We start from the raw sequence: 13001 nt of genomic DNA, 5'->3' as shown, positions 1-13001 counted from the left end.
GGGACTTGGCGAGTCGCCGCAGTCGTCTGCAGTCGTTTGCGGCGTTCCAAGTCCGAACACGATGAGAAAAACGGCCATTTTTCCGCAAGAAGTGCTTCCGCGGTATCCCGGTATATGTCACGGCTATAGTGTATAGTATGTAAGCCGGCGGGATGTGTGACAAACGCCCAGAGGACGGGCGGCCCGCTGTTCGGACGCGTCAACCGCGCGGAAGCGGCGAAGCCGGCGTCAGCGGGCCGATTGCTCGATCAGCCCGATAATGCGGGCGATGCTGTCCTGGTTCGAGTGCGATTGCATGCGCGCGATATACGTGTCGCGATGTTCGTACAAGCGCAGCAGCTCCTCGGTCAGCGAGTCCGGGGTCATTCGCTCTTCCTCCAGCACTTCGCCGAACCCTTGCGAGCGGAACGATTCCGCGTTCAGGATTTGGTCGCCGCGCGAAGCGTTTTTGGTCAGCGGGACGAGCAGCATCGGCTTGCGAAGCGACAAAAACTCGAAAATCGAAGTCGAGCCGGAGCGCGAGACGACGACGTCGGCCATGGCCAGCAGGTCCGGCAGCTCGGCCGTGACGAATTCGAACTGGCGGTAGCCGCGAACGCCGGCCAGCTCCGACGCGATATGGCCTTTGCCGCAAATGTGGACGATTTGGAACCGCTGCAGCAGCCGGTCCAAGCCGCCGCGCACCGCATCGTTGATCGCCTTGGAGCCGAGGCTGCCGCCCATGATGAACAGCACCGGCTTTTGCGTATGGAACTCGCACAGATGGCGACCTTTGACGGCGCTGCCGCGCAGCATCTCCTCGCGGATCGGCAGGCCGGTGCACTCCGCCTTGCCGCGCGACAGGTGGCGCATCGTTTCGGGAAAGGTGACGCAAATCCGGGACGCGAACGGAAGGGACAGCTTGTTCGCCAAACCCGGCGTCATGTCCGATTCGTGGATAATGACGGGTACCCGGTTCATCCATCCCGCGACGACGACCGGAACGGACACGAAGCCGCCTTTGGAAAAGACGGCGTTCGGCTTCAGCTTGCGAATGATCCGGTAGGCGTCGACGACGCCTTTCATCACCTTGAACGGATCTTTGAAATTTTTCGGATCGAAGTAGCGGCGGAGCTTGCCCGACGAAATCGGGTGGTACCGGATTCCGGCGCCTTCGATAATCGACTTTTCGATGCCGTCCGTCGAGCCGATATAGTCGACCCGCCAGCCGCGTTCCTTAAGTTTGGCGATCAACGCCAAATTGGGGGTGACGTGTCCCGCCGAGCCGCCGCCGGTGAAAACGATCGATTTCAACATCATTCACCTCGCATAGCGGGAAATATTGAGCAGCACGCCGATGGCAGTCAGCATAAGAGTCAGGGACGATCCGCCCGCGCTGATCAGCGGAAGCGTAATGCCGGTAACCGGAAACATGCCGATCACGACGCCGATGTTGATGACGACCTGGACGGCGATCATCCCGACGATGCCGACCGCCAGCAGGCTGCCGAACGTGTCGGGAGCCGTGATGGCCGTTCGCATCCCTCTCCAGACGAGAAGGGCGAACAGCAGCAATACGGTCGCGCCGCCGATGAAGCCGAGCTCCTCGGCGATGATGGAAAAAATGAAGTCCGTTTGCGGCTCCGGCAAATAGCTGTACTTTTGCCGGCTCATGCCGAGTCCGAGCCCGGCCAGTCCGCCCGGTCCGATCGCGTACAGCGATTGGATCGATTGGTACCCGGCGCCGAGCGGATCCTGCCACGGATCGAGAAAGGCGGTAATCCGCTTCAGCCGGTAAGGCGCGGCCGCGATCAGCCCGACGAACCCGACGAGTCCGACCAGGCCGAGGTACGCCAAATGCGAGATGCGCGCGCCCGCCGTATAAATGATGAGCAGCGAAGCGCCGACGAGCACCGCGCCCGTGCCGAGGTCCGGCTGTAGCATGATCATGCCGAAGGCGAGGCCGATGAGGCCGAGCGACGGCAGCAAGCCGCGCGTAAAATGCGTAATTTTCGACTGTTCCTCGGAAAGCAGCTTGGCGAGAAACACGATCATGCCGAGCTTCATGAACTCCGACGGCTGAATGCCGAACGAGCCGATGCCGAGCCAGCTGCGGGCGCCGCCGCGCACGACGCCGACGCCGGGAATAAGCACGATGACGAGCAGCGCGAAGCAGACGATCAGGCCGACCTTCGCGTACTTTTTCCATACCCAATAGTCGACGTTCATCGTAAAAAACATCGCCGCAATGCCGAGAACGGCAAAGATGAGCTGCCGCTTCAAATAGTAAAAATGATCGCCGTAGTCGTGAAAGGCGAGAACCGCGCTGGCGCTGTACACCATCACAACGCCGATGGACAAAATGAGCAGCGTGGATATGAGGATCCACGGATCGGGGAACGAGCGTATCTTCGACATCGCCGCATAACCTCCATAGACGGGGGGAGCGTGAAAAGGGGCGTTCGGCCCTCGGCGCTCGGCACTCGGCCTGCGGCCTGTCCGGTCCGGCCCTCTTTTCTGCTTCCCTCTCTCGGGCTTGTTTGCAGCGATGATCCGTCGTGCGCCAATCTCCTTTTGACGGATTAGGGAAACGAAATGAACCGCCGAAGGGACGGAGGAGTACAGCGGAAAGTTTACGGCCCGCCTTTGAAACGGCGTCCTCCCCGCATCGTCCAATCCAAAGGACGCCGTTTCAACAGCGGGTGGAGCGTACTTCCCGTTCCTGTCATCCGCCGCTTCCTTTTCGTTTTCCCGGTGTTCGTCAAAAGCGCTCGATCTAGGCGCATGCGGCAATCGAAGTAAACAAGCCCTCTCTACAACTTATGCACCGACTCTTTAAACATGCGTCCCCGAATCTCGTAAGATTCGAACATATCCCAACTGGCGCAAGCCGGCGAGAGCAGCACGACGTCGCCGGGGCCGGCGAACGACCGGGCGTCCCGGACCGCTTGTTCGAGCGTTTCGGCTGCGCTACTCCCAGTATCGACCGTTTTGACGAGACTAATCCCCGCCTCCTTCGCCAGCCGGGCGAATTTGTCGCGCGTTTCCCCGATCGCCACGACCGCTTTCACGCTCCGCTTCAAATAAGGGAGCAGCGGCGTAAACTCGGACCCGCGGTCTTTGCCGCCGGCGATGAGCACGATCGGCTTGTCGAACGACTGCAGGTCGGCGATCGTTGCCGACCAATTGGTCGCCTTCGAATTGTTGTAATAGGCGATGCCGTCCTTCTCCTCTACGAACTCGAGACGGTGCTCGACGCCGCGAAACTCGCGAAGCGCCTTGCGAATCGGCTCCAGGCCGGCTCCGGCGGCAATCGCGACGGCGACGGCGGCCAACGCGTTTCCCGCATTGTGCTTGCCGGGAATGCCCAGCTGCTTCGCGGGCAGCACGACCGTCTCGCCGCCGGCCTCGTCCTTGTAAACGATCCGATGCGACTTCGTCAGCGCCTCGTCGGCCGAGGCGAGAGGCGGCTCCATGTAAACGCCCCTCGCCAGCCGCTCCTTCATCGAGAACGGCACGAGCCGCGCCTTAACGGTCGGCGCGATGCCGCGGCATACCGCATCGTCCCAATTGAGGACGGCGACGTCTTGCTCCGTTTGATTCGCAAAAATTTTCGCTTTGGAGGCGATATAGTCCTCCATCGTGCCGTGATAATCGAGATGCGTCTCGCATACATTCAGAAGGCAAGCGATGCTCGGGCGAAAATGGACCGTCCCTTTCAGCTGAAAGCTGCTCAGCTCGACGACCATCCGGTTCGCCCCGGTCGCCTCCATCGCCGCTTCGCACAACGCGCGGCCGATATTGCCGGCCACGATTGGCCGAAGCCCGGCTTCGTCCAGCATGAGGCCGACCCAAGTCGTCGTCGTCGTTTTGCCGTTCGAGCCCGTAATGCCGATGATCGGCGCTTCGCATATGTAGCTCGCCACCTCGACTTCGGTGACGACCTCGATGCCGAGCCGCAGCGCTTGCCGGACGGGCTCGATCGAATAAGGAATCCCCGGGTTTTTCACGACAAGCTTCACGCCGGGATGAATCAACGTATCCGGATGACCTCCGCATAGAACAGAAATACCCAGAGCCGCCAGTTCGTCGGCCTCAGGGCATAAAGAACGCTCCTTCTTATCGTTAACCGTGACGACGGCGCCGCAGTCCGCAAACAGCTTCGCGACCGCAACGCCGCTTCTCGCGAGGCCCAATACGACGACTTCCTCGCCCCGGTATCGCTCGGGATGATTCATACGTGTGCAATCCCACCTTTACAAGTTGAACAGCGCAAGCCCCGCGCAAACGAGACCGGCAAACCAGAACGTCACGACGATCCGCCATTCCGACCAGCCGACCAGCTCGTAATGGTGGTGGATCGGGCTCATGCGGAAGACGCGTTTGCCGCGCGTTTTGAACGAAACGACCTGGATGACGACGGACAGCATTTCGACGACGAAGACGGCGCCGACGATCAAAATGAGCAGCTCCGATTTGGTCAGAAGAGCGGCCGCGGCCAGTCCGCCGCCGATGCCGAGCGACCCCGTGTCGCCCATGAACACCTTCGCCGGATGGGCGTTGAAGACGAGGAAGCCGAGCACCGCCCCGACCATCGAAGCCGAAAAGATCGCCGTCTCCATCTCGGAGTGCACCATCGCGACGATCGTATACGCGCCGAACGCGATCGCGCTCGTGCCCGCGAGCAAACCGTCCAAGCCGTCGGTGAAGTTGACCGCGTTGGACATCCCGAGCATCATGATGACGACGAACGGCACGTACAGCCACCAGCCGATTTCGATCGAATAATCGGTGAACGGGATCGCAAGACTCGTAGAATGCCCGCTCCGATATAAAAGGTAGCATACGACGCCGGAAAAAAACAACTGCCCGAACAGCTTCTGCTTGGCGGTAAGGCCGAGCGACCGCTTGAACAAAATTTTAATATAGTCGTCCAAAAAGCCGACGAGCCCGTAACCGAGCGCAGCGACCAGCAAAATGACGCTGTCGATCGTCATATCGGTAAATCGCAAAAAAGCGATCGATAATGCAAGCAAAATAATGGTGCCGCCCATAGTCGGGGTACCGGCCTTCTTCAGATGCCCTTGCGGACCGTCGGTGCGTATTTGCTGGCCGAATTTGAGTCGCCGCAATATCGGAATGCAGATCGGCCCTAAAATGAGCGCGAGCAAAAATGCGGCTCCCATCGTAAACAAGATCACTTTCATTTCCATGACGGCCTCGCTCCCCCTCCTATCTTACAGTCGTGCGGCCACCAGCCCGTGGACGGCTTCTTCCAGCTTCATCCCTCTCGAGCCTTTGACCAGCACGATATCGGACGGCTCGGCGACGCCCAGAATATCGCGCAGCAATTCTTCCTTGCGCTCGAACCATTTGACCCGCCCTTCCGGAAACGCGGGCATGGCCGATTCCGCCGTATATTTCGACAGCGGTCCGAACGCGTACACGTAATCGAACCGGTCCGGCGTGAGCAGCGCGCCGATATCGCGATGAAACCGCTCCTCTTCCTCGCCGAGCTCCAGCATGTCGCCGAGGACGACGATTTTTCGCCCGTAGCCGGTCAAATCCGCCAGAAGCTCCAATGCGGCGCGGGTCGAGGCCGGACTGGCGTTGTACGCGTCGTTCAGCACCGTGAAGCCCGACTCCGCCTCCAGCTTCTCGATGCGCATCCCGGTCGGCCGCATCGCGGCGAGACCGGCGGCGATCGCCGCCTCGTCCATGCCGAAATGGCGGCCTATGGCGATCGCCGCCAGCGCGTTCACCGCGTTATGCCGGCCGAGCAGCGGAATGCGGTACGTCCGCTCCGAGAGGCCGCCCGGTACGAACTCGGTGCCGTCGGGTCCCATCCCGACGTCCCGCAGCCATAAGTCGTTGTCCGCCGATTCGCCGAACCGGACGCTCGTCATCGCATCGGGCTTCGCCGTCTCCGGGAGCAGCGAGTCGATCAGCGGCTCGTCGCCGTTATAGACGAACAAGCCGCCTCGCCGCAGCCCGCCGAGTATTTCCAGCTTCGCCCGCGCGATGCCTTCCCTCGAGCCGAGCCGCTCCAAATGCGCCTCGCCGATCATCGTCACGACCGCCGCCTCGGGGCGGGCGATTCGAGTCAGCAGCTCGATTTCCCCGAATCCGCGCATCCCCATCTCGAGCACGGCGATTTCGGTCGTGCCGTCCATTTGCAGAATCATGAGCGGCAGTCCGATATCGCCGTTCAAGTTGCCTTCCGTTTTATGCACGTGAAACCGCTGGGCCAATACGGCCGCGATCATGTCTTTCGTCGTCGTCTTCCCGTTGCTGCCGGTAACGCCGACGATGCGCACCGGCAGCTGCTCGCGATAACGAGCCGCAAGCCGCTGCAAGGCCGCCAGCGAATCGTCGACGACGATCGCCGGCACGCCTTCCGGCGGCTCGCCGCGGTCACGCTGCCACAAAGTCGCCGCCGCTCCCCGGTCGTGCGCTTCCTTCGCGAAGTCGTGTCCGTCGAAACGCTCCCCGATGATCGGGACGTACAAGTTGCCGGCCTGAATCGTTCTCGTGTCTTTGGAGACGCCGCGAACGACGAGCGAATCGTCGCCGTTTGTTCCCGTTCCCGATACCATGTCGGCGATTTCGCCGAACGTGCGAATGATCACTTCGATCTACTCCTTATCGCTTCCTGGGCAACCAGCCGGTCGTCGAAATGATGCTGGACGCCGCCTACGATCTGAATCGGTTCATGCCCTTTTCCCGCAATTAATATTACATCGCGGGGGCTTGCCATTTCAACTGCTTTATAGATCGCCTCGCGCCGGTCCGCGATAAGCGCGTAGCGTTCCGCCGAGGCGCCCTCCGCCGTCAGGCCGGGCTCGATGTCGGCCATGATCGCCTCCGGCCGTTCCGATCTCGGATTGTCGGACGTGACGATGACGTAGTCGCTGCCGCGGGCGGCGACCGCCCCCATGAGCGGCCGCTTCGACCGGTCGCGATCGCCGCCGCAGCCGAAGACGGTAATGATCCGGCCTTCGCAAAATTCGCGGATCGTCTCGAGCGCGTTTTGCAGGCCGTCCGGCGTGTGCGCGTAATCGACGACGACCGAATAACCGGCGGCCGCGCCGGCGTCGACCGTCTCCATCCGTCCCGGGACGCCGCTCACCCTCTCTAAACTATTCGCGATCGCCGGAAGTGGAATCCCTTCGATCAAAGTTGATGAAATGGCCCCGAGCGCGTTGTAGACGTTGAATTTGCCGACCAGCTTCATCGATACGTCGGCCCGTTCGCCGAACGCCGTAACGGTGAATCGGGTTCCGCCGGGAGCGATGCGAATGTCGGTCGCCCGCACGTCGGCGCCTTCCCCGAGACCGTACGTGACGACCTGGGCGCTCGTCATTTTGGCGTAATCGGCCGAAGCGTCGTCGTCGCCGTTCAGCACGGCATATACCGCTTCGTTCGGATCGCTCGAAAATTCGTTGCCGAGCCGCGAGAAAAACAATCCTTTGGCCGCCTTGTACCGGTCCATCGTCCCATGGAAATCGAGATGGTCCTGGGTCAAATTCGTAAACAGCGCGGTGCGAAACCGGCACCCTTTCACCCGGCCGAGTTCCAAAGCGTGGCTCGACACTTCCATGACGGCGTAATCCGTGCCGGCGTCCCGCATTTTGCGCAGGTTCATTTGCAAATCGGCCGCTTCCTGCGTCGTCCGCTCCGCTTCGAACCAGGCGTCGCCTATTTTCATGCCGATCGTTCCCATCAGGCCGGTGCGCAGCTTTTGATCGCGCAATATATGTTCGATCAGCGAGGCCGTCGTCGTTTTGCCGTTCGTTCCCGTCACTCCGATCAGCTTCAGCTCCCGGCTCGGGTACTCGTAAAACCGGCAGGCGATGACCGCCATCGCATACCGGGCGTCTTTGACGAACAGCTTCGGAAGAGAGACCGGAACGTCCCGCTCCACGACGAGGGCCGCGGCTCCCGCCTGCGCCGCTTTCGCCGCAAAGTCGTGGCCGTCGCTGACGAAGCCGGGGACGCAAATGAACAAGTCTCCCGGGCGCACGCGGCGCGAATCGGTTTGGATGCCGGTCACGGCCGTTTGCCCGTCCCCGTCGATCCGGGAGCCGATGAATAGCGATGCTAGCTGCTCAAGCCGCATGGAACCACCTTCTTTTTTCCGTCACATTGGTTATGCCGTATGAAATCCAAGTGTTACCAGTATTGACACGTTTGCCTGCGAAAACACGGCCGGACCGCCGATTTTTCCGCGCGGGTCACGATTCCGGATGATTGCCCATGTAAATACGGATCGTGCTGCCCTGTTCGACGCGGTCGCCCGCCTTCGGCGCCTGGCTGATCACTTCGTCGCCGGTGCCGAACTTTTCCAGCCGGAAGTTCATGTTCATGTCTTCGTAAATGTCGCTGACCGAATGACCGATCAGATCGGGCACTTCGACGACCTTCGTCTCTCCGTACCGGTATTCCCGCTCGATCTGGTCTTTGCGCGGCTCGACGCCCATATACCGAAGCGCGTCGGTCATGATGTTTTTGACGACGGGAGCGGCGACAAGCCCGCCGAACTGAATGCCGGCCGGGTCGTCGATCGCTACGTACACGACGATTTTCGGATCGTCCGCCGGCGCGAAGCCGATAAACGACACGATATGCTCGTCGGGCGAATAACGGCCTCCGATAACTTTTTGCGCCGTACCGGTTTTGCCGCCGACCCGGTAGCCGTCGATGAACGCGGGACGCCCGGTTCCTTTCGCCACCACGCTTTCCAGCGCTTCGCGCACCTGCTTCGACGTCGACTCCGAGATCACTTGGCGAACGAGCGTCGGCTCGACCGTCTTCACCTTCTCGCCCGTTTCCGGGCTGTACCACGCCTTCGCCACGTGCGGCTGGAACAGCTTGCCGCCGTTAACCGCGGCCGACACCGCGGCGATTTGCTGAATCGGCGTCACCGATACGCCTTGGCCGAACGACGTCGTCGCCAGCTCGACCGGTCCGACCTTCGACAGCTTGAACAAAATGCCGTTTTCTTCGCCGCCGAGATCGATGCCCGTCTTCTGCCCGAAGCCGAACCGGCGGATGTAATCGAACAGCGTTTCTTTGCCGAGCCGCTGCCCCAAGGCGACGAAGCCGGGGTTGCACGAATTTTCGACGACCTGCAAAAACGTCTGGCTGCCGTGCCCGCCCCGTTTCCAGCAGCGAAGCCTGGCGCCGCCGACCTCGACGAAGCCCGGGTCGAAAAACGTGTCGCGCTGCAGGTTCACCTTCTTCTCTTCCAGAGCGGCGGCGAGCGTTATGATTTTGAACGTCGAACCGGGCTCGTACGTCATCCAGATCGGCAAATTGCGGTTGTACACCTCGCTCGGATAGTCGAGGAAGTTGGTCGGGTCGTACGTCGGCCGCGCCGACATGCCGAGTATTTCGCCGGTGTTCGGGTCCATCGCGATGGCGATCGCGTTTTTCGCCTGATGCTGCACCATCGCCTGATCGAGCTCGCGCTCCAAATACGACTGGATGTTTTTGTCGATCGTCAGCTGCAGGTTCATGCCGTCCCGCGGCGCCCGGTAATGCTCCGACGAATTCGGCATGACGCCGCCCGACGCGTCGGCCAAAAACGAAACGTTGCCGTTTATGCCGGCCAGCTCGCCGTTATAGGAGGCTTCGACTCCGGTCAGCCCTTTGTCGATGCCGGTAAAGCCGAGAATGTGCGAAGCGAGCGATCCGAACGGATAATACCGCTTGTTGTCCTCCGCCACCTTGATGCCAGGCAAATTCAAATTGCGGACTTCGTTCGCCTTCTCCTCGGAAATTTTACGTCCGCCCGGCCGTATATAGACGCTCGATTCGCGCTTCGTAATCATTTTATAGACGTCTTCCTCGTTCATCTGCAGCACGTTCGCGAGCTGCGCCGCCGTAGCGCGCGCATCCTCGATTTGCGCCGGAATGGCCAGGATGGACGGGGAGCTGACATTGTAAGCGAGCCTGACGCCGCTTCTGTCCCAAATTTCGCCGCGCTTGGCGGCGAACGGGATTTCCCGGCGCCACAAATCTTCGGCTTTCGCCGCCAAATCGCTGCCGATGACGAGCTGCACGTAAGCGAGGCGCACGACGAGCGCGGCGAAAATGATGCCGCTGCCGAGCAGCGCGATAACCAATCTGCGTCTGACCGTTACGCTGGATACTTTCACGATGGATACCCCCTCCGATCCCTGTTCCGATAGCTAGAGCGTTTCATAACATAGCTATTCGAGGGACGAAGGGGTTAGAACAAGCTTATGGCTTCTTCGACGACTGCGACTGGGTTTGCGATTGCGTCTGCGTTTGCGTCTGGGACTGCGAGCGATTGCCGCCGGCCTGCCCCGAGCCCGACGTCTGCACGTTTTTGCCGGAAGCTTGAGACTGGGTTTGCGACGCCGTCTTGGCCGCTTCCGCCTTCGCCTTCTCCAGCTCGTTCCACGGCACGAGCTGCAGGGCGACCGTCTTGTGCTCCCCGCCCGCAACGATCGTTTGCGAGGCGACGTAGCCTTCGCCGCTAACCGAGCAATCGACTTTCATAAACGAGCAGACGGCCAGCGCGTCGCGAAGCGATTTGCCTTCCAAATTCGGCAGCTCGACGCCTTCGCTCTCTTCGGTCAACAAATAGATTCGTTGGTTCGGGCTAATTTCCGTACCGGCCGCCGGAAATTGGGCGATTACTTTGGCGCCTTTGCCGAGAACGTCGTAGCGCAGCTTCATGTCGCCGAGCTGCTTCTTGGCCTCTCCGATCGTCTTGCCGGCCGAATCCGGGGCGACGACCTTCTTCTCGACGCCGGACAGCTCCTGCGTCACGGTCGCCTTTACGTTCATATATCGCAAGCTTTGCGACATGATTTCCTTGAATACGACGGGGGCGACGAGACCGCCGTTATGGTAGTTCCCGTGCAAATCCGGCTGGTCGGCGAGAACGAGCACGACGATTTTCGGATCTTCGACCGGAGCGTAGCCGGCGAATGTAATAACCCACTGATCGTCGGCATATTTGCCGTTGATAACGATGTTCGCCGTACCGGTTTTGCCGGCGACCCGGTACCCTTCGATGGCGGCGTTTTTGCCGGTGCCGTATTCGCCGGAGACGACCTGCTCCAAATATTCCGTCACTTTGGCGGCCGTTTGCGGCGAGACGACTTGGGCGACCTCTTTCGGCTCGAACGTCTGAATCGGCTCGTTCGTTTTCGGATCGAGCACCGCTTTGACGACGTGCGGCTGCATCATTTTGCCGCCGTTTGCGATCGCCGCGTAGGCGGCGATTTGCTGGATGGCCGTGACCGAAACGCCGCCTTGGCCGTACGTCGCGGTCGCATAATCGACCGGATAGCCGAAACGGATCAAGCCTTTCACTTCGCCCGGCAGGTCGATTCCGGTTTTTTGGCCGAAGCGGAACTTGTTGATGTATTCCTCCAGCTTGGCCGGCTTCAGCTTCTCGTAGCCGAGCTTGACGAACGCCACGTTGCTCGATCGCTTCAGCCCTTCCAAATAGTTAATCGTCCCCCAGCCCGCGCCGTTGTTATGGTCCTTGAGCGTCCGGTCGTAAATTTTGATCGAACCCGACTTGAACGTTTCGTTCGGATCGAACAGCCCTTCCTCCACGGTGCCCGCCAGCGTCACGAGCTTGAACGTCGAGCCCGGCTCGAACTGCGACGAAATGGCGTTGTTGCGGAACGCATCCGGCTTCGCTTCCCAATATTTGGCCGGGTTGAACGTCGGCATGTTGGCCATCCCGAGTATTCCGCCCGTTTTCGGATCCATCGCGATCGCCGTCATGCTTTTCGGCTTGAACTCGTTGAACGACCGCTCCATCGCGGTTTCCAGGTACGACTGAATATTGCGGTCGATCGTCAGCTTGAGCGTCTTTCCGTCTTCCGCCGGCTCGTAGCTTCCTTTGGCGTCCGGCAGCTCGTACCCCATCCGGTCTCTTTCGGTAATGATTTGTCCGGGCTTGCCCTTCAGCAAGTCGTCGTACATGGCCTCGAGCCCCATGACCGCCTTGCCGTTTTTATCGAAATAGCCGATCACGTGCGCGGCAAGACTGCCGCCCGGATAGTAGCGCTTCGGCGACTCTTCCAAATAGACGCCGCGCGTATACAAATTGCTTTGATTGTTAAGCGGCGTTTCCAGCTTGAGCGCCGTGGCGATTTTATCGGCCGTTTCGGCGTCGACTTTCCAGCCCTCGCTTCGCACCTCCACCCATGTTGCGAGCGTGCCGTCGTCTTTGCGCTTCGTGATCAAGTCCGTCAGCTCGGATTCCGGCTTGCCGAGTATCGCCGACAGCTCCCTGACGACCTCTCTTCCGTTTTTAAGCGAATCGATGATTTTCGGGTTGACGACGACCGTATACGACGGGCCGTCCTCGGCCAACACTTGGTTGTGGGAATCGACGATCGAGCCCCGAACCGGCTGAATCGTTTTCGTCCGCTCCCACATGACTTGCGCTTTTTTCAGCAGCTCCGACGCGTTCACCACTTGAACCCAATATATTTTACCGATCAGGACAATAAAAAATAGGGTGAACAATCCCCCTATCCATACGGTGCGCAGCTTTACTTTTTTGGTCATCGTCTACTACCTCTTTATTCTTTTTTCATCGCGACCGAATCGCTGCCGGAAGACGACTTCGTCACCTGGTTCAGCTCCTCGTTCGGCACGAGCCCGAGCGACTTCGCCTGATCGAGCAGCCGTTTCGGATCCTGGTATTTCGTTATTTCCAGCTTCAGCTTGTTGTTTTCGATTTGCAGCGCTTTGATCTGGCTCTCTATTTTTTGCATTCTCGTGTTCAGCTCGTAGATTTGCGCATAACGCCATATGATGACGCCCGCCACCAAGACGCACACGATGACGGTGAACAAGTACAGCAGCTTCTCCTGTACCGGAATCGTTTTGCGTTTGACGACGACCTTCTTCTTTTCCTGCACCTTCGATTTTTTCGTGGGCTTCGGCTCGATCGCCAAGTTTCCGTTAATGTATGCCGACATTCGGGCGTCTCCTCCTTCGGGCTATCCCCATATGGTTCGTGC

At 60.0% G+C, this 13001-nt stretch carries 9 protein-coding genes; all 9 read right to left on the bottom strand.

Annotated features, from left to right (window positions below; translation table 11 throughout):
• Positions 1-228 precede the first annotated feature (228 nt).
• The 9 genes from PV407_RS20530 to ftsL all read right to left on the bottom strand — a co-directional run bounded on the left by PV407_RS20530 (position 229) and on the right by ftsL (position 12959).
• Positions 229-1296: an undecaprenyldiphospho-muramoylpentapeptide beta-N-acetylglucosaminyltransferase gene (locus tag PV407_RS20530; protein ID WP_332091858.1), complete on the bottom strand. Its 1068-nt coding sequence runs from the start codon at positions 1294-1296 to the stop codon at positions 229-231.
• A gap of 3 nt (positions 1297-1299) precedes the next feature.
• The gene (gene spoVE, locus PV407_RS20525; RefSeq protein WP_332091857.1) at positions 1300-2397 is read right to left on the bottom strand and encodes a stage V sporulation protein E; all 1098 of its coding nucleotides are present in this window, start codon (positions 2395-2397) and stop codon (positions 1300-1302) included.
• A 395-nt stretch (positions 2398-2792) separates the two neighbouring features.
• Positions 2793-4217, bottom strand: coding sequence for a UDP-N-acetylmuramoyl-L-alanine--D-glutamate ligase (gene murD / locus PV407_RS20520; protein WP_332091856.1), 1425 nt, complete (start codon positions 4215-4217; stop codon positions 2793-2795).
• 18 nt (positions 4218-4235) lie between these two features.
• Positions 4236-5192, bottom strand: coding sequence for a phospho-N-acetylmuramoyl-pentapeptide-transferase (gene mraY, locus PV407_RS20515; RefSeq protein ID WP_332091855.1), 957 nt, complete (start codon positions 5190-5192; stop codon positions 4236-4238).
• 24 nt (positions 5193-5216) lie between these two features.
• Complete coding sequence (locus PV407_RS20510; RefSeq protein WP_332091854.1) at positions 5217-6608, bottom strand: UDP-N-acetylmuramoyl-tripeptide--D-alanyl-D-alanine ligase; 1392 nt, start codon at positions 6606-6608, stop codon at positions 5217-5219.
• A complete protein-coding gene (locus PV407_RS20505) occupies positions 6605-8098 on the bottom strand; it encodes a UDP-N-acetylmuramoyl-L-alanyl-D-glutamate--2,6-diaminopimelate ligase (protein ID WP_332091853.1) in 1494 nt (497 codons plus the stop codon). The genes PV407_RS20510 and PV407_RS20505 overlap by 4 nt, the downstream gene beginning before the upstream one ends.
• 115 nt (positions 8099-8213) lie before the next feature.
• Complete coding sequence (locus tag PV407_RS20500) at positions 8214-10139, bottom strand: stage V sporulation protein D (RefSeq protein ID WP_332091852.1); 1926 nt, start codon at positions 10137-10139, stop codon at positions 8214-8216.
• Positions 10140-10224: 85 nt separating this feature from the next.
• Entirely contained in the window at positions 10225-12543 is a 2319-nt protein-coding gene (locus PV407_RS20495; protein ID WP_332091851.1) for a penicillin-binding transpeptidase domain-containing protein, read from the bottom strand.
• A 14-nt stretch (positions 12544-12557) separates the two neighbouring features.
• Positions 12558-12959, bottom strand: coding sequence for a cell division protein FtsL (ftsL, locus tag PV407_RS20490; protein WP_332091850.1), 402 nt, complete (start codon positions 12957-12959; stop codon positions 12558-12560).
• Positions 12960-13001 lie beyond the last annotated feature (42 nt).

This window comes from Paenibacillus sp. GYB003, assembly GCF_036577625.1.
Taxonomy (GTDB): Bacteria; Bacillota; Bacilli; order Paenibacillales; family NBRC-103111; genus Paenibacillus_AB.
This window is presented reverse-complemented; position numbering and strand designations above follow the sequence as displayed.